A 26574-nucleotide genomic window follows, 5' to 3' on the forward strand; every position below is an offset into this window, starting at 1 on the left:
CTTGGCGCCTTTCCTCTCCCCCGTCGATCGGGGGAGAGGTGGCTCGGCGAAGCCGAGACGGAGTGGGGGTCGACCAGCGCTGGAACGGGGAAAAGGAAACATCATCATTTGCCAGCCGGCAGCAGCCTGAAATCAGGCAGGTCGCGCAGCGCCAGCTCCGGTCCGGCGGGCGAATAGACGACGAAGAGCTGCATCGGCTGGTCGCCAGTGTTGAGCGTCGAGTGGAAGCGGCTTTCCGGCACATAGATGGTGCAGCCGGGGCCGACCTTCGCTACTACCGGATTGCCTTTCTCATCCTCGACCATCTGCTCGCCATTGCCGGAGATGACGAAGATGATCTCTTCGGCGCCCGGATGGTTGTGGCGGGTGTGGCCTTTGCCCGGCGGCAAGTCGACGACACCGCCGGAAAAGCGCTCGGCGCCGTTCACTTCCGGCGCGACGGTCAGCGACAGCTTGCCCCAGTCGAAGCCGAAGGCGCTGACATCCTTCGGGTAGACGAACACCTTGCTCCTGTCGGCCATTGCCTCATCCCTTCTTTTTCGTGATCGCGACCGTCTTGAAATCCGCTGTCTGCCTGGCGATCGCCGCTTCCGCCGGTAGCCGTTCCATCGAGCTTGCGCCGTAAAAGCCATGCAAGCCCTCGCAGCGTTCGAGAATGTAGCGCGCGTCGTCGGGCATCGAGATCGGTCCGCCATGGCAAAGCAGGATGACGTCCTTGCGCACCGAGCGCGCGGCATCGGCAATGGCGTCGATTTCCTTGACGCAGGCGTCGAGCGTTTTCGCCGAAGTGGCGCCGATCGAGCCGCCGGTGGTGACGCCCATATGGGCGACGACGATATCGGCGCCGGCACGTGCCATGGCGCGCGCCTCGTCGGGGTTGAAGACGTAGGGCGTGGTGAGCAAGTCGAGCTTGCGCGCCTCGGCGATCATGTCGACCTCGAGGCCAAAACCCATGCCGGTCTCCTCGAAACTCTGGCGCATGGTGCCGTCGAACAGGCCGACGGTCGGAAAATTCTGCACGCCGGAAAAGCCCATCGTCTTCAGCTCTGCGAGCAGCAGCGGCATGATGACAAAGGGGTCGGTGCCGTTGACGCCGGCCAGCACCGGCGTCTTCTTGACCACCGGCAGCACCTCATAGGCCATTTCCTTGACGATCTCGTTGGCGTTGCCGTAGGCAAGCAGGCCGGCGGCCGAGCCGCGGCCGGCCATGCGATAGCGGCCGGAATTGTAGATGATGATCAGGTCGATGCCGCCGGCTTCCTCGGCCTTGGCCGACAGGCCGGTCCCGGCGCCGCCGCCGATGATCGGCACGCCGTCGGCGATCATCTTGCGGAATTTTTCCAGGATCGTTTTGCGCGGAATGGCAGCCATGCTTGTCTTGTCTCACTTCTTGGCGATGTCGAGGAAGGCCTCCGCCGCGGCCTTGGCGAAGGCGGGGTCGTTGATGTGCAGCGGCAGGCGCGTCACGGTGCGGTTCCTGGTCGGTTCGATCGTGCGCTCGATGGCCTCAAACAGCACGGCGTCGGCTTCCGGATCGAAGAAGGCGCCGCCTTCGATATCGAGCGCCGATACGCCCTTTTCCGGGATCAGGAAGCGGACCGGACCGTCGCATCGGGCAAGGCGGCCGCCGATCCATTCGCCGATCTTGCGGCATTCCTCGGCCGTGGTGCGCATCAGCGTGACATTGGGATTGTGCTCGTAGAAGAGCCGCCCATGATATTTTTCCGGAATGGTCGGCGGCGCCCAGAAGTTCACCATGTCGAGCGCGCCGACCGAGCCGACATAGGGCAATTTCGTGCGCGCAATCGCGCCGAAGCGATCCTCGGTCGCCGGCAGCACCCCGCCGAACAGGAAATCGCACACCTCGGTCGTGGTGATGTCGATGACGCCGGCCAGCAGACCGCTGTCGGCGAGCTTCTCCATCGAGCGACCACCAGTGCCGGTGGCGTGGAAGACCATACAGTCATAGTCGGGGCGCAATCGGTCGACGATCGCCGTCACACAGGGCGTGGTGACGCCGAACATGGTGAGTCCCAGCGCCGGCTTGCCGGCGGCGGCCGAGGCGGGCTTCGCGGCCATGCCGGCGATCGCCTGGGCGGCATTGTGCAGCACAATGCGGGAGAGTCTGTTCAGTCCCGCCATGTCGGTGACCGACGGCATCATGATGATGTCGGAGATGTCGACGTAAGGCGCGGTATCGCCGGAGGCCAATGTCGAGACCATGATCTTCGGCAGGCCGAGCGGCAGTGCCCGCATGCCGGCGGTGATGATCGAGGTGCCGCCGCCGCCGCCGATGCCGATCACCCCGGCGATGTCGTCACGTGACTGGATGAAATTGGCAAAGGCCGCGCCCATGCCGGCAACGGCGGTGCCGCGATCGTCGATGCCGAGAACAGCGCCGGCTCCCTTGGGATGATGCGCGGCGACCTCGCTGGCAGGGATATCCACCGGGACGGTCGCGCCTCGCGTGCCGATATCGACAAGGACGACCGCGCCGCCGGCCTTGGCGACGGCATCGGCCAGGAAGGCGAGTTCCTCGCCTTTGGTGTCGGCGGTGCCGATCACATAGATGCGCTTCATCCGCGGTTCCCCGTCCGGCATGGCCGGCTCTGCCGCCGGCCTTTTTTGCCCCATCCTTAAGCTCCTCGGCTAAAGCCTCGTCGCTGGTGGGGGCCCGATTTTTTGCCCCACCCTTAAGCTCCTCGGCTAAAGCCTCGTCGCTGGTGGGGACCCGTTATTGACCGGCATTGCGCCATTGCAAATTTTTGAGACGCGCGTATCATATTGATATGAATATCTCACGTCAACAAGCCGCCTCCATCGATGACGCCGCACAGGCGCCGGCCGCCGAGAAGGGGCCGCGCGCCCGCACAAAGCGGCTGATGCTGGAAACGGCGACGAGGCTGATGCAATCAGGCATGACCCCTTCGGTCAGCGAGGTCGCGGAGGCGGCGGAGGTGTCGCGCGCCACCGCCTACCGGTATTTCCCGAGCCAGGCGGCGCTGGTGCAGGCCGTGGTCGATGAAGGGCTCGGCCCTATCCTTACCTGGAAGTCGACATCCGACGATGCCGAGCGGCGCGTGGCAGATCTGTTCGCGACCGCGATGCCGCGCATCGAAGCCTTCGAGGCGACCTTCAAAGCGGCGCTGAAACTGTCCCTCGACCAATGGGCGCGGCGCCAGGCGGGCACGCTCGGGTCCGAGCCGGCCTTCATTCGCGGTCATCGCGTCGACCTGTTGAAGGATGCGATCGCGCCGCTCAAGGGACGCCTGAAGCCGCGCCAGCTCACGCGCCTTGCCCAGGCGCTGTCGCTGATGTTCGGCGTCGAGGTGGTCACGGTGCTGAAGGATATCTGGGGGCTGAACAGCGCCGAGATGGTGTCGGTGGCGCAATGGGCGGCGGGCGCGCTGGTGCGCGCCGCAATGGCGGAATCGGAGGCGAAATCGGCAGGAATGGCTGCGGCGCCTGGGGCGACGATCGGGTAAATCTGGTTCGACCAGATTGTGAGGACGATTTTGAATGTTAAATGGGGTGAGCTGGCCCTTACAAGGGATCGGCGTATCAAGGAGTAGGAAAAACAAGGGAAAACAGGCAGATGCCATAATGGTGGCCTCGTTCGTCTGCGCCTAGCCTCCCAAGAAAGCGCTTGACGTCAAGCGGGAATTGGTAATACCAGATTTAGGACCGATAAAGCGGATCAAAGTGAAGGCTGCGATCCATTTCCGACAGGGTGGGAGGCCTGGACCGGAGAGGTGCCATCACAGGAGGAACTACCAAGGCCGGCTTCGCCGCCGGCTCGCATGAGACGGTAGAATGCGCACAAGGGAGGAAAACTATGCGCAAGATTATGACCAGCGTGATTGCTGGTATTGGGCTGGCGCTTGCCTGCGGGACATCCGTCCGCGCGCAGGATAAAGAACTCACCATCTTCTGGGCGGAATGGGACCCGGCGAACTATCTGCAGGAACTCGTCAACGACTACACGGCCGAAACCGGCGTGAAGGTCACCGTTCAGACGACGCCGTGGCCCGACTTCCAGACCAAGGCCTTCACCGAGTTCAACGCGCATGGCGATGCCTACGACATGGTCGTCGGCGACTCGCAATGGCTGGGCGCCGGTTCGACGCAAGGCCACTATGTCGACCTGACCGACTTCTTCAACCAGCACAAGCTTGGCGACGTGATGGCGCCCGCGACCATCAAGTATTACGCCGAGTATCCGGGCGGTTCCGGCAAATACTGGGCGATCCCGCTGGAAGGCGACGCGATCGGCTGGTCCTATCGCAAGGACTGGTTCGAGGACCCGAAGGAGAAGGAAGCCTTCAAGGCCAAATACGGCTACGACCTCGCGGTGCCGACGACCTATGCGCAGCTGCGCGACATCGCCGAGTTCTTCCACCGTCCGGACCAGAAGCGGTACGGCGTGGCCATCTACACCGACAATTCCTATGACGCGATGGCGATGGGCGTCGAAAGCGCCATCTTCAGCTATGGCGGCGATCTCGGCGACTACGCGACCTACAAGGTCGACGGCATCACCAACTCCAAGGAAGCCGCCGCCGGCCTCGACATGTACAAGCAACTCTACAAGTTCACGCCTCCGGGCTGGGGCAAGACCTTCTTCGTGGAAGACAACCAGGCGATCACCGGCGGCCTGGCAGCGATGAGCATGAACTTCTTCGCCTTCTTCCCGCCGCTGGTGAACAAGGCCACCAACCCCTATGCCGACGTCACCGGCTTCTTCGCCAATCCGGCCGGCCCGGACGGCAAGCGCTTCGCCGCGCTCGGCGGCCAGGGCATCTCGGTCGTCTCGTATTCGAAGAACAAGGACGAGGCGATGAAATTCCTCGAGTGGTTCATCAAGGACGAGACCCAGAAGAAGTGGGCCGAGCTCGGCGGCTACACCTGCAGCCAGGCCGTGCTGAAGTCCGAAGCCTTCCAGAACGCGACGCCTTACAACAAGGCGTTCTACGACACGATGTTCATGGTCAAGGACTTCTGGGCAACGCCTGAATACGCCGAAGTGCTCGATCAGCTGAACCAGAACATCTATCCGTTCGTGGTCGGCGGCAAGGGCACCGCCCAGGAGGCGCTCGACAAGACGGCCGCCGACTGGAAGGCGACCTTCACCAAATACAATCGTTACAAGTAAGTATCGCAGTCAGAATGCCGGAGGAGGTTTCCCCCTCCGGCATTCCTGTTTTCAGGAGACAAAGTTGGCTTCGGTAGCCCTTACCAATCTTGATCCAGCGTCCAGGGCCGCCGCTCGCGGCTGGTCCGATCTGACCATCCGCAACCTGTTCATCATCCCGACGCTGGTCTTTCTGATCGTCTTCAACATTTTCCCGCTGATCTATTCGCTCGGCTATTCCTTTACGAACTTCGCCGCGAACCGCAGCGAACCCTGGCAGTTCGTCGGCTTGCAGAACTATCGTGAGCTGCTGAGCGACGATCACATCTGGTCGAACTTCGTCATCACCGCCAAATACGTGATCGTTTCGGTGGCTGGGCAGATGATCGTCGGCTTCGGCCTTGCGCTTCTGCTCAACCGCAGCTTTCCGATGAAGGGCCTGATCACCACGCTGCTGCTGCTGCCGATGATGATGTCGGCGGCGGTCGTCGGCCTGTTCTGGCAATTGCTCTACAGCCCGTCCTGGGGACCGATCAACTATGTCTTCGGCCTTGGCGACTTCGCCTGGCTCTCCAATCCCGACAGCGCGCTCTACGCGGTCGCGATCACCGATATCTGGATGTGGTCGCCTTTCGTCATGCTGCTGTCGCTCGCCGGTCTCTCGGCCGTGCCGCAGCATCTCTACGAGGCGGCCGCGATTGACCGCGCCGGGTGGTGGTACACCTTCACTCGTATCACCTTGCCGCTGGTTTCGCCGATCCTTCTGATCGCGCTGATCTTCCGCACCATGGAAGCCTTCAAGACCTTCGACATTGCCTACACCATGACCACCCAGCCGACCGCCGAGCTGATCGCGATCCGGCTCTACAAGCAGGCCTTCCAGCAGTGGGATACGGGCAAGTCCTGCGCGCTGGCCTACATCGTGCTGATCATGGTGCTGGCGATCACCAACCTCTACGTGAAGTATCTCAACAAGGTGAAGGAGCGCTGACATGGCCGCCGTCCGCACTTCTTCCGAGGTCGCCTTCAACCGCATCGCCATCGCCGCGGTGCTGATCGCGACGCTGATCTTCCTGGCACCGATCTACTGGATCGCCTCGACGGCCTTCAAGCCGAAGGAGCTCGCCGTCAGCGTCCCGCCCACCGTGCTGTTCGAGCCTGAGGTGACGCCGTTCGTGCGGCTCTTCACCAAGCGCGTGCAGATGCAGAAGCCCGTGGATCCGCAAGTCTACGATGCCGCGCCCTGGTGGGAAAAACGCATCTATGACGGCGGCGAGCGGGTGCTGAAGGTCGGCAAGGACGTGCAGCTTTCGCAATATCCCGACCGGTTCATGAACAGCCTGATCGTGGCTGTGATCAGCACGGTGCTGGCTGTGGGCATGGGAACCTTCACCGCCTATGGCTTCTCACGCTTCAAGATCGCGGGCGAGGCGGACCTGCTCTTCTTCATCCTGTCGACCCGCATGCTGCCGCCAGTGGTGGTCGCGATCCCAATGTTCCTGATGTACCGGATGGTCGGCCTCAACGATTCGCATATCGGCCTGATCATCCTCTACGTTGCCTTTAACCTGTCCTTCTCGGTCTGGCTGATGAAGGGCTTCATGGACGAGATCCCGAAGGAGTATGAGGAAGCAGCACTCGTCGACGGCTACACGCGCATGCAGGCCTTCTTCAAGATCGTGCTGCCCGAGGCCGCGACCGGCATCGCGGCGACTGCCGTGTTCTGCTTCATCACTGCCTGGAACGAATACGCCTTTGCGCTGATCATGACCAACCGGCGCGCCCAGACGGCGCCGCCCTTCATCCCCTCGCAGATCGGCTCCGGCCTGCCGGACTGGACGACGATCGCGGCGGGTACCTTCCTGTTCCTGTTGCCGGTCGCAATCTTCACCTTCCTGCTGCGCAACCATCTGCTTCGCGGCGTGACGTTCGGAGCAATCCGCAAATGAGTTTTCGCTCCACCAACGAGAAGTACCTGCTGCCGGCCTCGCAAATCCTAATGGTGCTGGGCATCGTAGCGCTCTGCCAACCATGGAGCCTCAGCCTGCATTCATACGGTGTGACGATCATCCTGATCGGGCTGATCGGCTTCAACATCACGTCCAAGATCGCACCGGAGCAGAGCGAGGAAACCGGCGCCGCGACGCATGAGGGAGCCCGCCAGTGACGCAGATCGAACTTCGCGGCATCGAGAAATTCTTCGGTGCCGTCCAGGTCATCCATAATCTGAACCTGGCCATCGCCGACAACGAGTTCATCGTGCTGCTCGGCCAGTCGGGCTGCGGCAAGACCACGACGCTGCGCGCCGTGGCAGGGCTGGAGACGATCGACCAGGGCGACATCCTGATCGACGGTAAGCCGGTGCAGCACCTCAAGGCGGCGGACCGCGACATCGCCATGGTGTTCCAGTCCTTCTCGCTCTACCCGCATATGACGGTGTTCGAGAACGTCGCCTTTCCGCTGCGTGCAATGCGCATGAGCAGCGGCGAAGTCGACAAGTCCGTGCGCGAGGTCGCCCGGGTCCTGCGCATCACCGATCTGCTCGACAAGAGGCCGTCGGCGCTCTCGGGCGGCGACATGCAGCGCGTGGCCATCGGTCGTGCGCTGGTGCGGCGCCCGAAGGCGATGCTGATGGACGAGCCGATCGGCGCGCTCGACGCCAAGCTGCGCGAGGAGATGCGCGCCGAGATCAAGCGCCTGCACGTCAAGCAAGGGTCGACCACGATCTATGTCACGCACGACCAGATCGAGGCGATGAGCCTCGCCGACCGTATCGTCATCATGCATGAAGGCTTCATCCAGCAGGTCGGCACGCCGGACGATGTCTATTCGCATCCGGCAAACCTGTTCGTGGCGCAGTTCGTCGGCAGCCCGGTGATGAACATTGCCGAGGTCAATGTCGCGGATCAGGCGGGCACTGCCTCCGTAACCGTCGGCGATGCGCCGGCTGGCTTCGAGTTCCCGCGCCAGCTCCTGTCCAGACTCAACGGGCATGCAGCCAATGGCGGCCTGACGCTCGGCATCCGCCCGGAGGGCGTACTCGTGCGGCACGATGCGGCGCCCGGCTACATGCCAGTCGAGGCGAGCATCATCGAGCCGCTCGGGTCCTTCGACATTGTCGATCTCAGGCTCGGCTCCACGATGCTGCGCGCCCGCACCAAGGCGGGCTACGTCTCGGGCCCCGGTGAGAAAGTCCATGTCCGCATCGATCCCGAGCAGGCGCACTTTTTCGACACGGCAAGCGGCAAGTCGCTGGGAGTAAGGCTGTAATGGCCCATATCGAACTGAAGAACATCACCAAGAAATACGGCAGCCACACCGCGCTGACGGGTCTGAACCTCGACATAGCCGACGGCGAGTTCTTCGTGCTGCTTGGCGAGACCGGCGCCGGCAAGACGACGACGCTACGCCTGATCGCCGGACTGGATAAGCCGACCGAGGGCCAGGTTCTCATCGACGGCGTCGACGTCGCCGACTGGGGCGCGGCCGAGCGCGACGTCGCGCTGGTGCTGCAGCAATATTCGCTTTATCCGCGCTACACTGTGCGGCAGAACCTCGAATTTCCGCTGAAGCCGAAGATCCGCCGGCTGCCGGATGCCGAGATCAAGGACCGCGTCGCGCGCGCCGCCCGCACGCTCAGGATCGAACACCTGCTCGACCGCAAGACCGACCGGCTTTCCGGCGGCGAGATGCAGCGCGTCTCGATCGGCCGAGCGATCGTGCGCAAGCCGCGCGTGTTCCTGATGGACGAGCCGCTCTCGGCGCTCGACGCCAAGCTGCGCGAGGCGCTGCGCACGGAGTTGAAGAACCTTCAGATGCAACTCGGCGCCACGTTCCTGTTCGTCACACACGACCAGATCGAGGCCATGTCGATGGGCGACAAGGTCGGCGTGCTCAACCATGGCCGCATCGTGCAGACGGGCACGCCGCATGAGATCTACAACAATCCGCGCGACACCTATGTCGCGAGCTTCGTCGGCTCGCCGCCGATGAACCTCATCGACGGTAGGCTGGTCAACGACCGCGCGGTGATGGCGCCGGTGAATTTCGAACTGCCGCTCACAATTGGCGCCAAGAGCTTTGGCGGGGGCAGGACGAGCGGCGCGGCCGACGGTCGCCCGCTCGTCTTCGGCATCCGTCCGGAGGACGTCTATCTGGAGAGCGGGGCTCCGGTCGAGGCACGCGTGCACGATGTCGAGAACCATGGCGTGGAAAAGATCCTGACGCTCAGGGTCGGCGACACGATGCTGCGGGCCACGGTGCCGGCCAGGACCGACGTGGCTATCGAAGAGCCGGTGCGCTTTGCCTGGAACCCCGACAAGGTGGTGATGTTCGATAAAGGCAGCGGTGTGAGCCTGCGGCACGCCGGATAGAAGTCGGACTTAGCCGGCGACCTTGCTGGCGGCCTTCCTGATGGGGCCCAAGCCGGCCGCCGAATAGGCCAGTCCGCTCGCCCTTGCGAGCATCGGCCCGGCGGCTCTCAGGAGCGTCGGGTCGTTAATTGGCTTCAAGCCGAGCGGCCGTCGAACTCGAACACCTCGATTGCGGTGATATCAACATCGTCGAGGCAGTTGATGTTGATATAGGCGGACCGTTCGTTGCCCTGGCCGACGTCCTCGGCAAAGGGGTGCATGCCGCATGTGCGGCAGAAGCGATGCGCGATCTGGGCCTTGCCGAAAGTATAGCGGCCGAGGTCGTCGCCCCAGGCGACCAGATTGAGCTTCTCATGCGGCACGGCCCACAAAAGCGCGCCCTTGCGCCGGCAGATCGAGCAGTTGCAGCGCACCGCGCCGCCGATCTCACCCTTGACCTCGAACGCCACCTTGCCGCAGTGGCAGCTGCCTTTGTACAGCATCAGCATCTTTCCATCGCTGGCAGGGTGCAAAGGCACACTTGCCGGGTTATCTCTTCGCCGGCCAAGACCAGGCCGCACGGTTAAAAGACGTTGCAATTTTGCAAGGCCCGACATCGAAAATGCAATCCATCCGCGACCGTCTTGAAATCATCCTGTCACGTCTTGCCAATCGGGCGGGGGATGAGAAGGTCTATACGAAGCTCTATGCCGAGGCCGCGCGGGCAGCAGCCGATGCGTCCGATGCCCGCCGCAAGGCCGGCGTCAGCCTTGGGCCGCTCGACGGGCGCATCGTTTCGATCAAGGATCTGTTCGACGTCGCCGGGGAGCCGACGACGGCCGGATCGCTGATCCGCGCCAGCGCCGAACCGGCGGCGCGGGACGCGGCGATCGTGCAGAGGCTGCGCCAGGCGGGCGCGGTCATCCTCGGCAAGACCAACATGACCGAGTTCGCTTTCACCGCGATCGGCGACAATCCGCATTACGGCACACCAGGCAACGCTGCCGATGCCGGCCTGATCCCGGGCGGCTCGTCATCTGGAGCCGGCGTTGCGATCGGCGAGGGCACAAGCGACATCTCGATCGGTTCGGACACCGGCGGCTCGGTGCGCATCCCCGCCTCGCTCAACGGCGTTGTCGGCTTCAAGCCGACGGCGCGGCGCGTGCCTTTGACGGGAGCCTTTCCGCTGTCGATGACGCTGGATTCGATCGGTCCGCTTGCCCGCAGCGTCGCCGATTGCACGATCGCCGATGCGATCATGGCGGGACAAGAGCCCGCCGGTCCTCAGCCGGGCTCGCTCGCCGGCCTGCGCGTCGGCATTCCACGCGGCGTCTTGTTCGGCGAAACGCAGGCGAAGGTCGCCGAAGCTTTCGAGGCTTGCATCGACAAGATCGGACGAGCCGGCGCCCGCGCCGCCGATTTGTCCATCGACGATCTTATCGCCGAGATGCGCGCGGCAACCAGGCGCGGGACGATCGCGTCCATGGAAGGTGCGGAGGTGCATGCCGATTGGCTGGCGGGCGGCGCCTCTGTGCCGGTCGATCCGCATGTCACCGGGCCATTGGCGCGCGCGCTGGCTGTCCCTGCCTCGGCCTACATCCGGACGATCCGCCGGCGCGCCGAGCTTGTGGCGGCCATGGCGGAACGGCTGGAGACGGTCGATGTTCTGGCATTGCCGACCGTGCCGATGGTCGCGCCGTCCATCGCCGCCATGGCCGGCGACGAAGCTCTGCGCGACAAGACGGAAGGACTGCTCTTGCGCAACACGCAGGTCGCCAACCAGTTCGACCTTTGCGCGATCTCGCTGCTGATGCCCGGCACGAAGCTGCCGGCCGGATTGATGCTGGTGGGCAAGCACGGGCATGACAGTCATCTGCTGCGCATTGCCGCCGCGGTCGAGGCTTTGCTTGGCCAGTGACTGCGCAGGCCATCAGGATGCAAGTCCGGAAAGGCTGGCCCGCATCTCAGGTCTACACCGTCGCGATGCTCGCCGCGGAACTATTCGCCGACCGGAAAACGCCGGCGATAGTGCTCGATAACTTCCGGATTGCGCAGATTGACGGGCAGCTTGCCGGCGAGCACCAGCAAGGCCTCGCCGGCGGCGCCGACACCCATGCGCATCATCGATTCCTCGGTGATGCCGGCCATATGCGGGGTGACGATGACGTTGTCGAAGCCGAAATAGGGATGGTTCGGCGGCAGCGGTTGGGTCGCAAAAACGTCGAGCGCAGCGCCGCCGATGCGGCCGGCACGCAGGGCTTCGATCAGCGCCTCATCATCCACCACCGGGCCGCGCGAGACATTGATCAGCAGCGTGGTGGGTTTCATGCGGGCAATGCGCTCTCGACTGATGAGGCCGCTCGTTTCCTGCGTCAGCGGGCAGCAGAGCACGATGATGTCGCTCTGCTCGACCAGCGCATCGATCGACAGGAAGCCGACACGCTCGGGCGCGGGGCGCAGGCTGCGCGTCGTCGCCACGACATTGAGGTCGAAGCCGTGCGCGGCGATGTGGCCGACAGCCTGGCCGACCGCGCCGAGGCCGACGATGCCGATGGTCTTGCCGGCCAGCTCGCTGGTCGAGTTGGCGTGCTCGCGGCCGGCAAGCCAGCCCTTGGCGCGCAGGTCGCGGTCCATCACGCGGAAGCGCCGCAGCAGCGCAAGGGCGGTGAACATCACATGCTCGGCGACCGAGCGGGCGTTGACGGCGGGCACGTTCGCCACCAGCACGCCGGCGGCGGTCGCGGCCTCGACCGGGATCATGTCCAGTCCGGCGCCGTGGCGGATCGCGGCACGCAGGCTCGAAGCACCCGCAAACAGCTCCGGGGGCAGCGGCGCGCGCACGATGATGATGTCGGCGTCGCGGGCCTCAGCGGTCAGCGTCTTGGGATCGAGCGCGGAAGCGATCGCAAGCCGCCCGGCGCCAGCCAGCATCGCCGTGGCGCGTGGGTGCAGCGGATGCGTCGACAGGATCTTGCGCATGGGGTTCCATTTCCGCATTTGTGCGATGCCAAGCTAAACGTCTGGCTGCAAAATGCTCAAGGGCATTTCGCCGTTTCACGGAAACGGAGAACTGCCCTGTTCCTGTGGGTTGACGCAGTTTCGGACGAAAGGCTACGGCAAAGGTGCCGAACCTGACCGTCCACACTTTCCTGGAATTGCTCAAGCCTTTTCGAGCGCCGCGCTTTTCGGCTCCATTCCGCGGCCTTCGATGATCCCCTTCCAGTAGCTCTCGGCGCCCTGCAAATGAGCATTCATCAGGGCCTGGGCGAGGTTGCCGTCGCGGCGCAGCAGCGCTTCGTAGATCTGGATATGCTCGGCATGCGAACGCACCGAGCGTTCGGGATCGTTGAAATAGATCGGCAGGCGCTGCTCGCCCATCAGGTAATAGACGCTGCAGATATTGTGGAAGACGCTGTTCTTGGTCGCGCGCACGATCTCGAGGTGAAACTCGCGGTCTTCCTTGGCGAGGCCTTCGCCGGCGGCGATGCGCTCTTCGGAAGCCTTCAGGATTTCGCGCAGGCGCTCGAAGTTCTCCTCGGTGGCGCGTGAGCAGGCAAGCTCGGCCGCCTTGATCTCGTGGATCTTGCGCAGCTCGACGGTCTCGTAGATCTGCACCGGATCGAGCGGCAGGCCGGCGCGGGCGAACAGCGCCAGCGCTTCCACGCTCGCCTGCTTGGTGTCGATATAGATGCCGGATTTGGCGCGCCGCTCGACGATACGCATGGCCTCGAGGATGGCCAGCGCCTCGCGGATCTGGCCGCGGCTGACGCCGAAATGTTCCGCCAGCTCTCGCTCGGAGGGCGTGCGGCCGGACTCCTTGTCCGAGTTGGAAAAGAGATAGGCGGCGAGTTCCGCGAGAAGGTTCTTTTCTTTCATCGTCAAATACGTTGCGCGTGCGCCTCCAGGAATCGCTCGGAGATGGTGAATCCCAATCCAGGCTTTTCAGGGATCGCTATCATACCGTCCTTCGCCTCGACAGTCTCCTCGACGAGGTCGTGGATCATCGGGTTGGCGCCGAGCGAATATTCAATGGTGAAGCTGGCGGGCGAGGCGGCACACACATGCAGCCCGGCAAAGAAGCAGGGCGCGCCGGCCCATAGATGCGGCGCGAAGCGCAGGTTGAAGGCGCTGGCGATGGTGCCGATCTTCATCGCCTCGCTGATGCCGCCGCAGAAGGCGGGATCCGGCTGGAAGATGTCGGCCGACTTCAGCACAGCCAGATCGCGGAAAGCATAGCGCGTCGCCTCGCTTTCGCCGGTGGCGATCGGCGTCGATCCCGAGGCGCGCACGTCGGCCATGCCCGGCTTATCGTCGGCGGTCACCGGTTCCTCGAACCAGGCAAGGTCGAGATCGGCGGTGAGGTTGATGAAGCGCTTGGCCTCGGCGACGGTATAGGTGCCGTGCGCGTCGACCATCAGATCGACATCCGGCCCGATCGCCTGCCTTGCGGCGCGCACGCGCGCGGCCGAGACATGTGGGGCGCCGTCCATGGCGCCGATGCGCATCTTCAGCGCCTTGAAGCCGCCCTTGGCGATGTAGGACTGCAACTGCTCGCCGATGGCGTCGGCTGAGGCCCAGCCGCCCGAGGCATAGGCCTGCATGCGCTCGACCTTGCGGCCGCCGAGCAGCCGCCACACTGGCTGCCCCAGCGACTTGCCCAGGATGTCCCAGAGCGCGATGTCGACGGCGCTGATCGCCGCCACACTCATGCCGCGCCGCGCCAGCTGCGGCATGGCATGGCCGGCATGCGCCGCCGTCTCATGCCGCACGCCGTTATAGAGCATTTCCCAGATGATGCCGATGTCGGCCGGATCGCAACCGATCAGCTGCGGGCCGATCTCGTGGTTGAGCATGTGGACGAGCGCGCCATAGCTGCCGGCGCTGCCGGCGGCGTTCTTGCCCTCGCCCCAGCCGACAAGGCCGTCAGCGGTCTCGATGCGCAGAATGGCGGCGTCGAACGTCGTCACCTGACCGAAGTCGCTGCGATGCTGCTTCGCGACTTCGATCGGGATACGAACCCACCAGGCCTGGACGCTCTTGATGCGCATGTTTTCCCTTCGGCCCCTCCGCCCGCCGGGTGGAAGGGACAGGTTTCTACTTGATCAGCGGCAGCAGCGTTTCGGCGGTGATGCGCATCTGGTCGGTGTAGAATTTTTCCGTGAGCACGCTGGAGCCGTGGTCCTGGATGAATTTGAGCTGCTCGGGCGAGATGTCGACCGGATTGCGCTCGACCATCTCCGGATAGGGCGCCGCCGGGGTGCGGTCGACGGGCGCGACGAACTCGTTGGTCAGCGCGCCGTCATAGCCGACTTCCTTCAACGTGCGCACAATCTTCGGCCAGTCGATCTGGCCAAGGCCGGCTGCGAAGCGGTTGTTGTCAGCGACATGGAAATCGAACAGGCGCTTTCCGACCTGACGGATCGCGTCATAGACGTTAAATTCCTCCATGTGGATATGGTAGGCGTCGAGGCAGACGCCGCATTCGGGGCTCACCGCATCGGCGAGTGCCAGCGCCTGGGCGCCGCGGTTGAAGAGGTAGGTCTCGAAGCGGTTGAGCGGCTCGACGGCGATCCTGACGCCGACCTTCTTGGCATGGCTGAAACATTCGCGCGTGGCATCGACCACCCAGCCCCATTCCTCCGCCTCGGTGCCGTCCGGCACGACCTTGCCGACGGTCGCCGGCACCAGCGTGATGATCTCGCCATCGAGCTCGCTGACCATGGTGAGCACGTCCTTGACGTATTGGACGGACCGCTCGCGCTGGCCCTGGTCCCTGGCGGCGAGATTGCGCTCGCCGAGCATCAGAGTCACCGAGCCCCAGCAGCGGATGCCGTGCTCCTTCAGGAGCGCGCGCGTCTCCTTGGTCTTGTACTGCTCGGGTTCGCCGGAAATCTCGATCGATTCGTAGCCGAATTTCTTGATGCGCTTGAGCGTCACCTCCAGCGGTTCCGCCCGCATCCAATTGTGAGTCGAAAGATGCATGGTCTATCCTTCCCAGAATTCGCCTGTCACATTCTACCCCGCGACGCCTCCAGCAGAGGCGGGCGTATGATTCCTCCCCAAGGCGTTGCCAGCATTTTCCTCGAAACTGGTTCGACCAATTGGGCCCTCCATGACCTCTACAGCAAATTTTGATGCACGGCAACAAGTGGGCGGCTGAAGCTCTATCAGCCGAGCAATAGTCTGATTTTACGTGGTAATTCCACTGATCTGTTTGCAAGCTCGGCTCGCCTCCGCGGTTTTCGGCCGCTTGACCGAATTCCGGGATTTGGTAATACCAGAATGGCGCAATGCATAGACGCCGACAGGGTTGACCAAACAGGCTGGCCCTCATTTCAATAGGCGCTATGCTTGGTCGCGAAAACAAACGAGGGAGGATGCCGATGCCGACGACGATGAAGGGCCCCGGCCTGTTTCTGGCGCAGTTCGCGGGCGACGCTGCGCCGTTCAATTCGCTGGGTTCCATCACCAAATGGGCAGCGGGGCTGGGTTACAAAGGCGTGCAGATCCCGACCTGGGACGCGCGCCTGTTCGACCTCGAGAAGGCGGCGTCGTCGAAGGCCTATTGCGACGAGGTGAAAGGCGTCTGCGCGGATGCCGGCGTCGAGATCACCGAATTGTCGACGCATCTGCAGGGGCAACTGGTCGCGGTGCATCCCGCCTATGACGCGCAGATGGATGGATTTGCGCCGCCATCCGTGCACAACAATCCCACGGCACGGCAAAAATGGGCTGTCGAGCAGATGAAGTTCGGCGCCAAGGCATCGCGCAATCTCGGGCTGAACGCCTCGGTGTCGTTCACCGGCTCGCTGGCTTTCCCTTACCTTTATCCGTTCCCGCAGCGCCCGGCCGGCCTCATCGAGGAAGCCTTCGGCGAACTCGGCAAGCGCTGGAAGCCGATCCTCGACGTCTATGAAGACAATGGGGTCGATGTCGGCTACGAGATCCATCCTTCAGAGGACGTGTTCGACGGCGCCACCTTCGAGATGTTCCTCGACGCGGTCGGCGGCCACAAGCGCTGCAACATCAACTACGACCCGTCGCATTTCCTCTTGCAGCAGCTCGACTATCTCGAGTTCATCGACATCTATCACGAGCGGATCAAGGCGTTCCACGTCAAGGATGCCGAGTTCAACCCGACCGGGCGGCAAGGCGTCTATTCCGGCTACCAGGGCTGGGTGAACCGTGCAGGGCGCTTTCGCTCGCTGGGCGACGGGCAGGTGGATTTCAGCGGCATCTTCTCCAAGCTCACCCAGTACAATTACGATTCCTGGGCGGTGCTGGAATGGGAGTGCTGCCTGAAACATCCCGAGGACGGCGCCGCAGAAGGCGCGCCTTTCATCCAGCACCACATCATCCGGGTGACCGAGAAGGCCTTCGACGATTTCGCCGCCGGCACGACCGATAAAAAGCTGCTGCGGGTGATGATGGGGATTTGACTGCAGCTCCCTTGAGGAGGTTCGGACCGCAGGTTCGGGTGGGGTTGAATCCCAAGTCGCAGCGGACTCTTACACCCCACCCCGACGCTGCGCATCGACCCTCCCTACAAGGCGGAGGGTGATGAACTAAAGAGAGAGGACAAGAATGGTCGGCGCATCGAAATCGGAAGCGGGAGGCGGCCCGATCCGCTATGGCATGGTCGGCGGCGGGCAGGGCGCCTTCATCGGCGCTGTGCATCGCATCGCGGCGCGCATGGACAACGACTTCGTGCTGGTGGCCGGCGCGCTGTCGTCGGATCCGGCGCGGGCCAAGGCATCGGCCGAAGAACTCGGGCTCGATCCCGCGCGCAGCTACGGCTCCTATGCCGAGATGGCCAAGGCCGAAGCCAAGCGTCCCGACGGCATCGAGGCGGTGGCGATCGTGACGCCGAACAACGTGCATGTGCCGGCGGCGAAAGCCTTTCTAGAGGCGGGCATCCATGTCATCTGCGACAAGCCGCTGGCGACCTCGCTGGCCGAGGCGAAGAAGCTTGCCGCCCTGGTCGAAAAGACCGGCAAGGTGTTCGTGCTGACCCATAATTACACCGCCTATCCGATGATCCGGCAGGCACGCGAGATGGTGGCCAAGGGCATGCTCGGCGATATCCGCATCGTGCAGTCGGAATATCCGCAGGACTGGCTGACCGAGGACCTTGCCGCCACCGGCCAGAAGCAGGCCTCCTGGCGCTCCGACCCCAAGCAGGCCGGCGCCGGCGGCGCGCTCGGCGACATCGGCACGCATGCCTATAACCTGGCTCGCTTCGTCTCGGGACTTGAGCTCGATACGCTGTCAGCCGATCTCGACGCCTTCGTGCCGGGGCGCCAGCTCGACGACAATGTCAACGTGATGCTGCGCTTCAAGCCGGTCGGCAACAAGCATCCGGCCAAGGGCATGATCTGGGCAAGCCAGGTAGCGCCCGGCCACGAGAACGGGCTGAAGCTGCGCATCTACGGCACCAAGGGCGGGCTGGAATGGGTGCAGGCCGACCCGAACTATCTCTGGTACACGCCGTTCGGCCAGCCGAAGCAACTGCTCACCCGCGCCGGCGCTGGAGCAATGCCCGTGGCGGCGCGCGTCAGCCGCGTGCCGTCTGGTCATCCGGAGGGCTATCTCGAAGGTTTTGCCAACATCTACCAGGAAGCGGCCCGCGCCATCCGGGCGGCGTGCCGGAAGGGCGGCAAGCCGGCTAAGGATGTGGTCTTCCCGACTGTCGCCGACGGCGTCGAAGGCATGGCCTTCATCGAGGCCTGCGTGAAGTCGTCGAAGAAAAACGGGGCCTGGACGAAGCTGTAGGGACGGCTGCGTCGTCCAAGCGAGTCCCCCGGATTGCCAGCCGAATTGCGAAGAGCAATTCGGGGCAATCCGACCTCTCCCCAAGGGGAGAGGAGACAAGCAACGCCGGCGCCGACCTCTTCTCCCCTCGAGGAGAAGGTGGCCGCGGAGCGGCCGGATGAGGGGGAGTGTGGCCCGCCAACGCAAATGGCTGGCCGCAAGTTGGGGAGGGGGATGTCGATGAAAATCGGCATGTGCATGTTCTTGTGGACCACCAGCGTCTCGAAGAAGCACGAGGCGCTGCTGAAGGACATCAAGGCGACCGGTTTCCACGGCGTCGAGATACCGGTCTTCGCGGGCGCGCCCGACGACTACAAGAAGTTGGGCGAGATGCTCGACCGCATCGGGCTGGAGCGTACCGCGGTCTCGGCCATGGGCGATCCGGCGATGAACCTGATCTCGCCGGACGCCGCGACGCGCAAGGCCGGCATCGACTACATGAAATGGGCGATCGACTGCAGCGCCGCGCTCGGCGCGGACACGCTCAGCGGCCCGCTGCATTCGACGCTCGGCGCCTTTTCCGGCAGCGGGCCGACTATCGCCGAAAAGAAGCGCTCGGTCGCCTCGCAACGCGCGATCGGCGACTATGCCGGCAAGAAGGGCGTGACCATCGGGCTCGAAGCGCTCAACCGCTTCGAATGCTATCTCGTCAACACCATGGCCGACCTGTGCGAACACATCGACGCGATCGACCGGCCGCACATCAAGGCGATGTACGACACGTTCCATGCCAATATAGAGGAGGCCGACCCGATCGGCGCCTATACAAAGCATCGCCGGAACGTTGTCCATATCCACATTTCGGAGAATGATCGTGGCGTGCCGGGGCGCGGCAACATCCCGTGGAAGGAGACGTTCTCCGCCATCCGCAAGAGCGGCTATGACGACTGGCTGACGATCGAATCGTTCGGGCGCTCACTGAAGGATCTGGCTGCGGCGACCAAGGTGTGGCGGGATTTCGCGGAAAGCCCGGAGGCGGTTTATCGCGAGGGGTACAGGCATATCAGGGACCGGTGGAAGAAGGCGGCTTAGGGGCCCTGCGCCTGATCCATTTTCTATTTGCCGTGGCAGCGGTTGCCAGGTGGTTCCCCCACTCCGTCTCGGCTTCGCCGAGCCACCTCTCCCCCCTCCGGAGGGAGAGGAAAGGGAGCCTGGTGGCGCCGGGAGAGGAAAAAAGCCTCGGCCTTCGACGACAGGCGCGGATCGGACAGCTTGGCGCCTTTCCTCTACCCCGTCGATCGGGGGAGAGGTGTCGAGCGAAGCTCGACGGAGTGGGGGTCGACCTTTGGCGCAGGCGAGACGATGCTTGCGCTTCTGCGCCACAAGGTTACCCCTGCGTAGCCTGCAGCCGATTGTAATCGTGCAGCGTGCGGCTCAGCCTGCGGCGCAGGAAGTTCGAGATATTGTCGAAGATGAAGACGACGAGCAGCGTCAGCAGCACCATGTAGAAGACGTTGGCCCAGTTCGAATTGGTGCGCATCGCTTCCCATAGTTTCAGGCCGATGCCGCCGGCGCCGACGGCGCCGATGATGGTGGCGCCTCGGGTGTTCGATTCCCACTGGTAGAGCGTCTGGCTGATGAAGACCGGCACCACTTCCGGCAGCACGCCGTAGCGCTGCACCAGCAAGCCGTTGGCGCCGGTCGAAAGCACGCCCTCGCGCGGCTTGTCGTCTATGTTCTCCAGCGCCTCGGAATAGGTTTTGCCGAGCGTACCGATTTCGGTGAAGAAGATCGCGGCGCTGCCGGCCAGCGGCCCGGGGCCGAAAGCGCGAGTGAAGAACAGCGCCCAGATCAGCATGTCGACCGAGCGCATGAAATCGAAGAAGCGCTTCAGCACCTGGCTGAGCAGCCCGCTCGGCGTGATGTTGCGGGCGGCGAAGAAGGCAAGCGGGAAGGCGACGATGCCGCCAAGCAGCGTGCCGAGGAAGGCCATGACGATGGTCTGCAACAGCTTCGTCCAGACATCGCCATGCTGCCACTGCGCGTTGTTCCAGATGTTTTCTGCGGCCAAGGCGAGGTTCGAGGTGCCTGGCTTGACCTCTGGCCCGGAGGCGATGAGCGAGATGACCTCGCCGGCCGATTTGCCGAAGAAGGGCGAGCGGGTGTCGAAGACGAAATTGGCCCAGCCGAGGAAGCGCTTGCGCACCTTGACGCGGTCGACGGTGACGCGCACCTCGCCGACAAAGCCCATCTTGGCGACGATCTCGTCGTCGTGTACGGTCACCCAGTCGGGCACCGGACCTGTCACCACCGGCTTGCCGCCGGTGAGCGACACCGGCACCGTCTGGCCGTTGGCGACGATCGTTGCCCTTGTCTTGTCGAAGGTGACGGACTTGTCCCGGCCGTCGATCAGGACGGTGAAGGTGCCGTCCGGATTCTTGATCACCCAGTCGGGATCAGGATGCTCGCCGAGCGCCGAGAAGCGCGGATATTTCGGCGTGATCTCGGGCTGGTCGAGCCGGAATTCCGGCTGCAGGTCGTAGCTGATCCATTGCGACAGGAAGAGCGGCAGGCGCTCCCAATGCGACTCGCGCAGCACCTGCGGCAGGCTGAAGAACCACAAGGCATAGGCGAGATAGAGCACGGTGCCGGCGATCAGCAGCAGCGGCCAGAAACGCTTATAGGCCGGCCGCTGGAATATCTGCGGATGGCGGTCTTCTATGGTCCTGATTTCTTCGGCAGTCATGGCGGCCATTTCAAGCGCTCATCAGGAAAGCCTGCTCGCCGACGAGCTTGCGGCGCAGCCAGGCGGAGAACTGGTCGACGAGGAAGATGGTGACGAAGAGCAAGAGCACCAGCGCCAGCGTCTTGGCGCCGAAGCCGCGCGAGATCGAAAGTTTCAATTCCTCGCCGATGCCGCCGCCGCCGACCGCGCCCATGATGGTCGAGATGCGCACGTTGATCTCGATCCTGAGCAGCGTATAGGACATGAAATTGGGCAACACCTGCGGCAGGTCGGCGAAGCGCACGCGTTCGAACCAGTTGGCGCCGACAGCACGCAGGCCCTCTTCCGCGCGCATATCGATGTTCTCGTTGATCTCGTAGAACAGCTTGCCCAGCGCGCCGATCGAATGCAGGCCGATAGCGATGATGGCGGCGACCGGGCCGATCGAGACGATGGCTGCGAACAGGCCGGCAATGACGATTTCGGGGAAGGCGCGCAGCAATTCCATGAAGCGCTTGACGATGAGCCGCAGGACCGGGCTCGGCGTCAGGTTGCGCGCGGCGATGAAGGAGAAGGGAACGGCGAAGACGAAGCCGATGAAGGTCGAGACCAGCGCCACGTTCACCGTGGTCAGCATCAGCTCGAAATATTCAGGGATGTAGAAGCCGCCCCAGATGTAGACGCGGCCAAGCGGGAAATTGAATTCCTGCGTGCCCTTGTCGTTGGGCGAGGCGATGTCGAACAGGGCGCGCCAGACATCGTTCCAGTCCTTCGGGACCAGCCAGCTCAGGAAATCGAGGATGTGTGGCAGCCGGTCGAAGAAATGGCCGGCATTGGCCTCGTCGGCGAACCACATGGTCGCGCACATGGCGACAAGCAGCAGGCCGACGCCAAGCGCGGTGTAGAAACGGCGCAGCGATGTCTGGCGCCGCCAGGCATCGGCCTGCTGGCGGGTGGCGTCGGAATGGAGTGTCGCTGATGTCATGATCGGGACATGCAAAAAGGGCGGCGTTTCGAACGCCGCCCTTTTTCCTGATGCCTTTAACCGCCGATGGCGGCTTTGCGGGCTTCGACGATGACGCTGTAGAAGTCAGGCTTCACCGGGACGTAGCCGGTGAAATCACCACCCTCGACGCCTTCGAAGCAGGCCTTGTCCTTGGCCGGCAGCGCGGTGAAGAAAGCGGTGAGCTTGGCGGTCATCTCGTCGCCGAGCGCGGTGCGGACAACCAGCGGGCCGTTCGGGATCAGGCCCGAGCGCCACACTTCGACGAAGTCGTTCGGGTCGACGGCGCCCTTGGCGACTTCCTTGTGGAAGGTGCCGGAGGTGTAGCCGTTCTTGAAATCGCCGATGCCGGAGGAATCGTCCACCGCCACGTCGACCTTGCCGTCGCGCACGGCCAGCACGTTGTTCTCATGGCCGCCGTTGAACTGGGTCGAGGCGAAGTAGGTTTCGTTGGAAGCGCCGGTGTCCTTCGGAATCTGGGTCAGCGGGATCAGATAGCCGGAGGTCGAATCCGGATCGGCATAGCCGAGCTTCTTGCCCTTGGCCGACTTGATGTCGGTGATGCCGGAAGACTTCAGCGCCAGGCCGATCGAGTAGTAGCCGGTCGAGCCGTCGGTCTGCTTGGTGGTGAGGATCGGCGTGACCGCCTTCGGGTCCTTGAGATAGACGCTTGCGTAACCGGACGCGCCGAGCTCGGCGAAGTCGAGCGTGCCGCCGAGCAGGCCCTGGATAACGCCGTCATAGTCGGCGGCCGGGAACAGCGACACCTTTTCGAAGCCGAATTCCGACTTCAGGTGATCGGCGAGGCACTGGTAGTTGCGCAGGCGGTCGGTCTCGTTCTCACCGCCGAGGATGCCGACGCGGAATTCCTTGATATCAGCGGCATGCGCGGCGCTGGCCGCCATGGCGAGCAGCGAAACCGCCCCAAAAACCATCTTCCTGAACATTTTGTCTCTCTCCTGTTGCTCCGGCTGCGCGCCGGCGGCGTTCTGATTTTTCAAGTCTTGCCTTTGACGCTGGCGGGCGATCCGGGTTGCTCTGCTGAAGTCCACGATTTGCCCGCACCGGCTGGGGCCGGGACGGTGGATTCAGTAGCCAGGAAAGGCTGGTTCGAGCGGTCCGGCGGATGCGGTGATCTTCGGCTTGATGGTCACGGCGGTCGACGTGATGGCTTCCGAGATCTCGGCGCCGCTGGCATCGGCGCCATAGACCGTGCGCACGGCATCGCGGTCGAGGTCTTCCGGAGCGCCGTCGAAGACGACCTTGCCGGCGGCCATGCCGATGATACGGCTGCAATAGGCGCGCGCCGTGTCCAGCGTGTGCAGGTTGGTGACGACGGTGATGCCTTCGCGCAGATTGATGTCGCGCAGCGAATCCATCACCACCTTGGCGTTGAGCGGGTCGAGCGAGGCGATCGGCTCGTCTGCCAGAATCACCTTCGGCTGCTGCATCATGGCGCGGGCGATCGCCACGCGCTGCTGCTGACCGCCCGACAGCGTGCCGGCCGGCTGCAGCGCGGTGCGGGCGATGTCGAGGCGCTCGAGCGCTGCCACGGCCTCGGCGCATTCGGTGCGCGTGAACATGCCGAGCAGATTGGAAACCGTCGAGCGATGATTGAGGCGGCCGAGCAGCACGTTGGTCAGCACGTCGAGGCGCGGCACGAGGTTGAACTGCTGGAAGATCATGGCGCAGTCGCGCTGCCAGCGCCGCAGCGGCGATCCCTGCAGGCTGGAAACCTCGGCGCCTTCAAAAAAAATCGATCCTTGGCTCGGATCGATGAGACGATTGATCATGCGCAAAAGCGTCGACTTGCCGGCGCCGGAACGGCCGATGATGCCGACCATCTGGCCGCGCGGGATCGAGATGTTGATATCGCTGACGGCGGTGTTCTTGCCAAATCGTCGGGTTACGCCGCGGATCTCAAGCGTGGCCGATGATGCTGACATACCAAAACTCCAGTCCGTCGCGTTTTTGCAGGTCTGTTAACCTTCGCTAGCGCAGGCCGATGAAGCTGGGGTGTCGGATTGATGTCAGTTTTGTTACGTCCCACAGGCTTGGAGATTCAACCAAGCACCAGCAATTCCTCGAAATGCTTCATGTCCTTGAAGCTGCAGAAGGCCGGAGGCTTGAGCTCGACCACAGGAGCCTCGCGTTCGAGGAACGACAGGCAATCATCGAACAGATCCTGCCAGGCCGCGGCTCGCTCGTCGGCTAGACGGCGGATCTGATAGGCGAAGGTGATGTGGAAGACATAAGCATCGTGGTCCGGATGGCGGTAGCCGAACGGCACCGACAGCGCGTTGCGCCACAGGCGCAGGATGCGCTCGTCCTCAGCGGAAGCACCGGCAACCGTAAGGCCGTTCGGCGTGATGCCGACGGTCTTGATACGAAACGGAGGGCAGGCCTCAAAGCCCTCCAGGCGCTGCAGATAGAGGCGGGTCATGTCGTCGATGCTGGTGTCGAGCGGCACGTCGGAGGGCCAGTAGGGGAGCCGGCGCCGGTATTCGATGATGCCCTGGAACAGTGTCATGTGCAGGCTTGAGACCGGCGTGAAGGCGAGGCGGTCCGCGTCCGGCATGGCGCGGATGCACTCGCGCACCTCGATGATCGCAGCTTGCGAAGGCGAGCCGCCGACGAGGTGACTGACGACCGTGTTGCCGGGCTCGGGGAGGAAGTTGCCCGAGGTATCGTAACGGGTGCCGAGATGCACCGGCGCCGTCGGGTTGGTGCCTTCGAAAAATCCGGCGAGCGAGGGTCTGACGATCATGGCAATCTCCTTTGGGAGAGATGCCTCCTGTCCGAGTCACATGTCAGGGATGTGAATGGTGCCTGCACGAGTATCGTGCCGAACAGATGAGTAGGAGCCAGTCTCGCTGAGGACTGGCACAATCCCAAGATAATCAGCATGGCCGTGGAAACGGCGTCTGACCGTCCCCTTCGCCTAACCTGACGTTCCACGGTCCAGAGACCATCGCCAGCCCGCGCAACAGTATGATGGAAACGATCTCTGGCTTACAGGAAGGCTGCTAGCCTGGCTTTCCGGTAAGGTTGGCGAGGAACCATAAAATATAGAGTGGTACTAATCCTGTCGCCGATAATCCCAGGCCTACCACTATCATAATGATTGAGGAGACTACGTCAGACTGGCCCCAGCGACTAATCTCACGCTTCACTGCCAAAATTCCCAGTACCAACAGGGCCATTCCAACGCAAAAAAGTATTAAGACAATAAAGCCCATACCTGCTCTGTGCCGCTGAGTTTTTCTAAACGATACTTTGGCAAAACATCAATGGCGTCAACCGTATTTCTCCAAAAACGCCTCCGCCGACAGCTCGCGGAAATCGTCGAGCGCAGCGCGCAGCCTTGCATGATCCCAATCCCACCAAGCTAAAGCCTGGTAGCGCTCGGCGGTGCGGCGGTCGAAGCGCTCGCGGATCGGCTTCGCCGGCACGCCGCCGACGATTGTGTAGGGCGCGACATCCTTCGACACCACGGCGCCCGCGCCGACGGCCGCGCCATCGCCGACGGTGACGCCGGGCAGGATGGTCGAGCCATGGCCGAGCCAGGTGTCGTGGCCGATCGTGACGCGTTTGGCGCGGCGCTCGGCGAAGAACGCGCTTTCATGCTCGGCGTCGTCCCAATAGTCCGATGCGCGGTAGGTGAAGTGGTGCAGCGTCGGCCGCCATGTCGGGTGATTGGTGGCGTTGATGCGCACGCTTGCCGCGATGTTGGAGAACTTGCCGATGGTCGCGCACCACACGGCGCAGTCCTGCATCATGTAGGAATAGTCGCCGAGCTCGCATTCGGCGACGCGGCTGCGCTCGGCGATCTCGGTCCAGCGGCCGAGCGTCGAGTTCTCGACCTGCGCCGTTGGATGGATCAGCGGCGCCTCCGAAAGCTTCTTCATGCGGCGATCTTTCCGGCGGCGAAGGCGGTTACGTCGATGACGCGGTCGGCGACAGCCTCACGCACGTCGAGGTCGTGAAAGATGCCGAGCAGGGCAACGCCCGCCGCCTTCTTGGCGGCGATGAGCTCGACCACGACATCGCGGTTCTTCGCGTCGAGCGAGGCCGTCGGCTCGTCGAGCAGCAGGATCGGATGCTCGGTGATGAAGCCGCGCGCGATGTTGACGCGCTGCTGCTCGCCGCCGGAGAAGGTCGCGGGCGGCAAGGCCCAGAGCCGTTCCGGCAGGTTGAGCTGCGCCAACAGGGCACGCGCTCTCGCCCGCGCGCTTTCCCTGTCCTCGCCGCGCTCGACCAGCGGCTCGGCGACGACGTCGAGCGCGGAGACACGCGGCACGGTACGCAGGAACTGGCTGACATAGCCGATGGTATGGCGGCGCACGGAAAGCACGGTGCGCGGGCTGGCCGAGGCGAGGTCGATCAGCCCGCCGCCATGCTGGACGATGATCTGACCTTCATCGACGGCGTAGTTGCCGTAAAGCATCTTCAGGATCGAGCTTTTTCCGGCGCCGGACGGGCCGCCGAGCACGGCGCATTCGCCGGCGCGGATCGAGAAGGAGACACCCGTCACCACCGGCAGCGTGACGCCGTCGCGCAGATGCATGGTGAAGCTTTTGGCGACATCGGAGACAACGAGAGGAGTGGCCAT

26 protein-coding genes are annotated in these 26574 nt (G+C 63.5%); 11 read left to right on the top strand and 15 right to left on the bottom strand.

What is annotated here, in order from left to right; genetic code table 11:
- Window positions 1-104: 104 nt before the first annotated feature.
- From LB515_RS22230 to LB515_RS22240, 3 genes are read right to left on the bottom strand one after another with little or no spacing between them, the layout of a single operon-like run.
- Window positions 105-521 (bottom strand): cupin domain-containing protein, encoded by a 417-nt coding sequence (locus tag LB515_RS22230; RefSeq protein WP_224610798.1) that lies wholly within the window; start codon window positions 519-521, stop codon window positions 105-107.
- Window positions 522-525: 4 nt separating this feature from the next.
- Complete coding sequence (locus LB515_RS22235; RefSeq protein WP_224610800.1) at window positions 526-1371, bottom strand: phosphoenolpyruvate hydrolase family protein; 846 nt, start codon at window positions 1369-1371, stop codon at window positions 526-528.
- A 12-nt stretch (window positions 1372-1383) separates the two neighbouring features.
- Window positions 1384-2580, bottom strand: a complete 1197-nt coding sequence (locus tag LB515_RS22240; protein WP_224708982.1) for a Tm-1-like ATP-binding domain-containing protein — start codon at window positions 2578-2580, stop codon at window positions 1384-1386.
- A 209-nt stretch (window positions 2581-2789) separates the two neighbouring features.
- Between LB515_RS22240 and LB515_RS22245 the strand changes: the two genes are divergently transcribed.
- The 7 genes from LB515_RS22245 to LB515_RS22275 all read left to right on the top strand — a co-directional run bounded on the left by LB515_RS22245 (window position 2790) and on the right by LB515_RS22275 (window position 9504).
- Window positions 2790-3485: a TetR/AcrR family transcriptional regulator gene (locus tag LB515_RS22245; protein ID WP_224708983.1), complete on the top strand. Its 696-nt coding sequence runs from the start codon at window positions 2790-2792 to the stop codon at window positions 3483-3485.
- 350 nt (window positions 3486-3835) lie between these two features.
- Entirely contained in the window at window positions 3836-5152 is a 1317-nt protein-coding gene (locus LB515_RS22250) for an ABC transporter substrate-binding protein (protein WP_095769194.1), read from the top strand.
- 64 nt (window positions 5153-5216) lie between these two features.
- Complete coding sequence (locus LB515_RS22255) at window positions 5217-6122, top strand: carbohydrate ABC transporter permease (protein ID WP_095769195.1); 906 nt, start codon at window positions 5217-5219, stop codon at window positions 6120-6122.
- Window position 6123: 1 nt separating this feature from the next.
- Complete coding sequence (locus tag LB515_RS22260; RefSeq protein ID WP_095769196.1) at window positions 6124-7080, top strand: carbohydrate ABC transporter permease; 957 nt, start codon at window positions 6124-6126, stop codon at window positions 7078-7080.
- Complete coding sequence (locus LB515_RS22265; protein WP_224708984.1) at window positions 7077-7298, top strand: hypothetical protein; 222 nt, start codon at window positions 7077-7079, stop codon at window positions 7296-7298. Before LB515_RS22260 ends, LB515_RS22265 begins: the two co-directional genes overlap by 4 nt.
- Window positions 7295-8401, top strand: a complete 1107-nt coding sequence (locus tag LB515_RS22270) for an ABC transporter ATP-binding protein (RefSeq protein ID WP_224708985.1) — start codon at window positions 7295-7297, stop codon at window positions 8399-8401. The genes LB515_RS22265 and LB515_RS22270 overlap by 4 nt, the downstream gene beginning before the upstream one ends.
- Window positions 8401-9504 carry an ABC transporter ATP-binding protein gene (locus LB515_RS22275; protein ID WP_095769199.1) on the top strand — a complete coding sequence of 368 codons (1104 nt, stop codon included), beginning with the start codon at window positions 8401-8403 and terminating at the stop codon, window positions 9502-9504. The genes LB515_RS22270 and LB515_RS22275 overlap by 1 nt, the downstream gene beginning before the upstream one ends.
- A gap of 134 nt (window positions 9505-9638) precedes the next feature.
- Here the strand turns inward: LB515_RS22275 and LB515_RS22280 are convergent, their stop codons facing one another.
- Window positions 9639-9986: a GFA family protein gene (locus LB515_RS22280; RefSeq protein WP_224708986.1), complete on the bottom strand. Its 348-nt coding sequence runs from the start codon at window positions 9984-9986 to the stop codon at window positions 9639-9641.
- Between the two features lie 119 nt (window positions 9987-10105).
- On the opposite strand from LB515_RS22280, the gene LB515_RS22285 reads away from it, so the two are divergent.
- The gene (locus tag LB515_RS22285; protein ID WP_224708987.1) at window positions 10106-11401 is read left to right on the top strand and encodes an amidase; all 1296 of its coding nucleotides are present in this window, start codon (window positions 10106-10108) and stop codon (window positions 11399-11401) included.
- 80 nt (window positions 11402-11481) lie between these two features.
- Here LB515_RS22285 and LB515_RS22290 read toward each other — a convergent pair whose 3' ends face one another.
- From LB515_RS22290 to LB515_RS22305, 4 genes are all read right to left on the bottom strand, one after another.
- A complete protein-coding gene (locus LB515_RS22290; RefSeq protein ID WP_224708988.1) occupies window positions 11482-12462 on the bottom strand; it encodes a hydroxyacid dehydrogenase in 981 nt (326 codons plus the stop codon).
- Between the two features lie 180 nt (window positions 12463-12642).
- The gene (locus tag LB515_RS22295; protein WP_140545878.1) at window positions 12643-13359 is read right to left on the bottom strand and encodes a FadR/GntR family transcriptional regulator; all 717 of its coding nucleotides are present in this window, start codon (window positions 13357-13359) and stop codon (window positions 12643-12645) included.
- Between the two features lie 2 nt (window positions 13360-13361).
- Complete coding sequence (locus LB515_RS22300) at window positions 13362-14531, bottom strand: mandelate racemase/muconate lactonizing enzyme family protein (RefSeq protein WP_095769203.1); 1170 nt, start codon at window positions 14529-14531, stop codon at window positions 13362-13364.
- A gap of 46 nt (window positions 14532-14577) precedes the next feature.
- Entirely contained in the window at window positions 14578-15465 is an 888-nt protein-coding gene (locus LB515_RS22305) for a sugar phosphate isomerase/epimerase family protein (RefSeq protein WP_224546195.1), read from the bottom strand.
- Between the two features lie 401 nt (window positions 15466-15866).
- Here LB515_RS22305 and LB515_RS22310 point away from each other — a divergent pair, with 401 nt between their 5' ends.
- The 3 genes from LB515_RS22310 to LB515_RS22320 all read left to right on the top strand — a co-directional run bounded on the left by LB515_RS22310 (window position 15867) and on the right by LB515_RS22320 (window position 19326).
- Window positions 15867-16922 carry a sugar phosphate isomerase/epimerase family protein gene (locus LB515_RS22310; RefSeq protein ID WP_224639180.1) on the top strand — a complete coding sequence of 352 codons (1056 nt, stop codon included), beginning with the start codon at window positions 15867-15869 and terminating at the stop codon, window positions 16920-16922.
- Between the two features lie 145 nt (window positions 16923-17067).
- Window positions 17068-18255: a Gfo/Idh/MocA family protein gene (locus LB515_RS22315; RefSeq protein WP_224708989.1), complete on the top strand. Its 1188-nt coding sequence runs from the start codon at window positions 17068-17070 to the stop codon at window positions 18253-18255.
- A gap of 219 nt (window positions 18256-18474) precedes the next feature.
- Window positions 18475-19326: a sugar phosphate isomerase/epimerase family protein gene (locus tag LB515_RS22320; protein ID WP_224709039.1), complete on the top strand. Its 852-nt coding sequence runs from the start codon at window positions 18475-18477 to the stop codon at window positions 19324-19326.
- A 295-nt stretch (window positions 19327-19621) separates the two neighbouring features.
- On the opposite strand, the gene phnE (LB515_RS22325) is transcribed toward LB515_RS22320, so the two are convergent.
- The 7 genes from phnE (LB515_RS22325) to phnL all read right to left on the bottom strand — a co-directional run bounded on the left by phnE (LB515_RS22325) (window position 19622) and on the right by phnL (window position 26574).
- Window positions 19622-20989 carry a phosphonate ABC transporter, permease protein PhnE gene (phnE, locus tag LB515_RS22325; RefSeq protein WP_224708990.1) on the bottom strand — a complete coding sequence of 456 codons (1368 nt, stop codon included), beginning with the start codon at window positions 20987-20989 and terminating at the stop codon, window positions 19622-19624.
- A gap of 1 nt (window position 20990) precedes the next feature.
- A complete protein-coding gene (gene phnE / locus LB515_RS22330; protein ID WP_224630488.1) occupies window positions 20991-21944 on the bottom strand; it encodes a phosphonate ABC transporter, permease protein PhnE in 954 nt (317 codons plus the stop codon).
- A gap of 56 nt (window positions 21945-22000) precedes the next feature.
- Entirely contained in the window at window positions 22001-22909 is a 909-nt protein-coding gene (gene phnD, locus LB515_RS22335; protein ID WP_095769301.1) for a phosphonate ABC transporter substrate-binding protein, read from the bottom strand.
- 141 nt (window positions 22910-23050) lie between these two features.
- A complete protein-coding gene (gene phnC, locus LB515_RS22340; protein WP_224532074.1) occupies window positions 23051-23908 on the bottom strand; it encodes a phosphonate ABC transporter ATP-binding protein in 858 nt (285 codons plus the stop codon).
- A 116-nt stretch (window positions 23909-24024) separates the two neighbouring features.
- Window positions 24025-24729, bottom strand: a complete 705-nt coding sequence (locus tag LB515_RS22345) for a DUF1868 domain-containing protein (RefSeq protein WP_263490378.1) — start codon at window positions 24727-24729, stop codon at window positions 24025-24027.
- A gap of 529 nt (window positions 24730-25258) precedes the next feature.
- Entirely contained in the window at window positions 25259-25870 is a 612-nt protein-coding gene (locus tag LB515_RS22350) for a DapH/DapD/GlmU-related protein (protein WP_224532073.1), read from the bottom strand.
- Entirely contained in the window at window positions 25867-26574 is a 708-nt protein-coding gene (gene phnL, locus LB515_RS22355; protein ID WP_224708991.1) for a phosphonate C-P lyase system protein PhnL, read from the bottom strand. The genes LB515_RS22350 and phnL overlap by 4 nt, the downstream gene beginning before the upstream one ends.

Origin of the sequence: Mesorhizobium sp. CA15, assembly GCF_020165215.1 — a bacterium.
Lineage (GTDB): Bacteria > Pseudomonadota > Alphaproteobacteria > Rhizobiales > Rhizobiaceae > Mesorhizobium.

What these genes read in the sequence shown, in the direction of transcription:
- LB515_RS22230 (WP_224610798.1), bottom strand. Translation starts at nt 521, where the DNA reads ATGGCCGACAGGAGCAAGGTGTTCGTCTACCCGAAGGATGTCAGCGCC.
- phnE (WP_224708990.1), bottom strand. Translation starts at nt 20,989, where the DNA reads ATGGCCGCCATGACTGCCGAAGAAATCAGGACCATAGAAGACCGCCAT.
- LB515_RS22250 (WP_095769194.1), top strand. Translation starts at nt 3,836, where the DNA reads ATGCGCAAGATTATGACCAGCGTGATTGCTGGTATTGGGCTGGCGCTT.
- LB515_RS22305 (WP_224546195.1), bottom strand. Translation starts at nt 15,465, where the DNA reads ATGCATCTTTCGACTCACAATTGGATGCGGGCGGAACCGCTGGAGGTG.
- phnC (WP_224532074.1), bottom strand. Translation starts at nt 23,908, where the DNA reads ATGTCAGCATCATCGGCCACGCTTGAGATCCGCGGCGTAACCCGACGA.
- LB515_RS22235 (WP_224610800.1), bottom strand. Translation starts at nt 1,371, where the DNA reads ATGGCTGCCATTCCGCGCAAAACGATCCTGGAAAAATTCCGCAAGATG.
- phnE (WP_224630488.1), bottom strand. Translation starts at nt 21,944, where the DNA reads ATGACATCAGCGACACTCCATTCCGACGCCACCCGCCAGCAGGCCGAT.
- LB515_RS22245 (WP_224708983.1), top strand. Translation starts at nt 2,790, where the DNA reads ATGAATATCTCACGTCAACAAGCCGCCTCCATCGATGACGCCGCACAG.
- phnD (WP_095769301.1), bottom strand. Translation starts at nt 22,909, where the DNA reads ATGTTCAGGAAGATGGTTTTTGGGGCGGTTTCGCTGCTCGCCATGGCG.
- LB515_RS22280 (WP_224708986.1), bottom strand. Translation starts at nt 9,986, where the DNA reads ATGCTGTACAAAGGCAGCTGCCACTGCGGCAAGGTGGCGTTCGAGGTC.
- LB515_RS22315 (WP_224708989.1), top strand. Translation starts at nt 17,068, where the DNA reads ATGGTCGGCGCATCGAAATCGGAAGCGGGAGGCGGCCCGATCCGCTAT.
- LB515_RS22295 (WP_140545878.1), bottom strand. Translation starts at nt 13,359, where the DNA reads ATGAAAGAAAAGAACCTTCTCGCGGAACTCGCCGCCTATCTCTTTTCC.
- LB515_RS22350 (WP_224532073.1), bottom strand. Translation starts at nt 25,870, where the DNA reads ATGAAGAAGCTTTCGGAGGCGCCGCTGATCCATCCAACGGCGCAGGTC.
- LB515_RS22285 (WP_224708987.1), top strand. Translation starts at nt 10,106, where the DNA reads ATGCAATCCATCCGCGACCGTCTTGAAATCATCCTGTCACGTCTTGCC.
- LB515_RS22320 (WP_224709039.1), top strand. Translation starts at nt 18,475, where the DNA reads ATGAAAATCGGCATGTGCATGTTCTTGTGGACCACCAGCGTCTCGAAG.
- LB515_RS22275 (WP_095769199.1), top strand. Translation starts at nt 8,401, where the DNA reads ATGGCCCATATCGAACTGAAGAACATCACCAAGAAATACGGCAGCCAC.
- LB515_RS22240 (WP_224708982.1), bottom strand. Translation starts at nt 2,580, where the DNA reads ATGAAGCGCATCTATGTGATCGGCACCGCCGACACCAAAGGCGAGGAA.
- LB515_RS22260 (WP_095769196.1), top strand. Translation starts at nt 6,124, where the DNA reads ATGGCCGCCGTCCGCACTTCTTCCGAGGTCGCCTTCAACCGCATCGCC.
- phnL (WP_224708991.1), bottom strand. Translation starts at nt 26,574, where the DNA reads ATGGCCACTCCTCTCGTTGTCTCCGATGTCGCCAAAAGCTTCACCATG.
- LB515_RS22265 (WP_224708984.1), top strand. Translation starts at nt 7,077, where the DNA reads ATGAGTTTTCGCTCCACCAACGAGAAGTACCTGCTGCCGGCCTCGCAA.
- LB515_RS22290 (WP_224708988.1), bottom strand. Translation starts at nt 12,462, where the DNA reads ATGCGCAAGATCCTGTCGACGCATCCGCTGCACCCACGCGCCACGGCG.
- LB515_RS22300 (WP_095769203.1), bottom strand. Translation starts at nt 14,531, where the DNA reads ATGCGCATCAAGAGCGTCCAGGCCTGGTGGGTTCGTATCCCGATCGAA.
- LB515_RS22310 (WP_224639180.1), top strand. Translation starts at nt 15,867, where the DNA reads ATGCCGACGACGATGAAGGGCCCCGGCCTGTTTCTGGCGCAGTTCGCG.
- LB515_RS22345 (WP_263490378.1), bottom strand. Translation starts at nt 24,729, where the DNA reads ATGATCGTCAGACCCTCGCTCGCCGGATTTTTCGAAGGCACCAACCCG.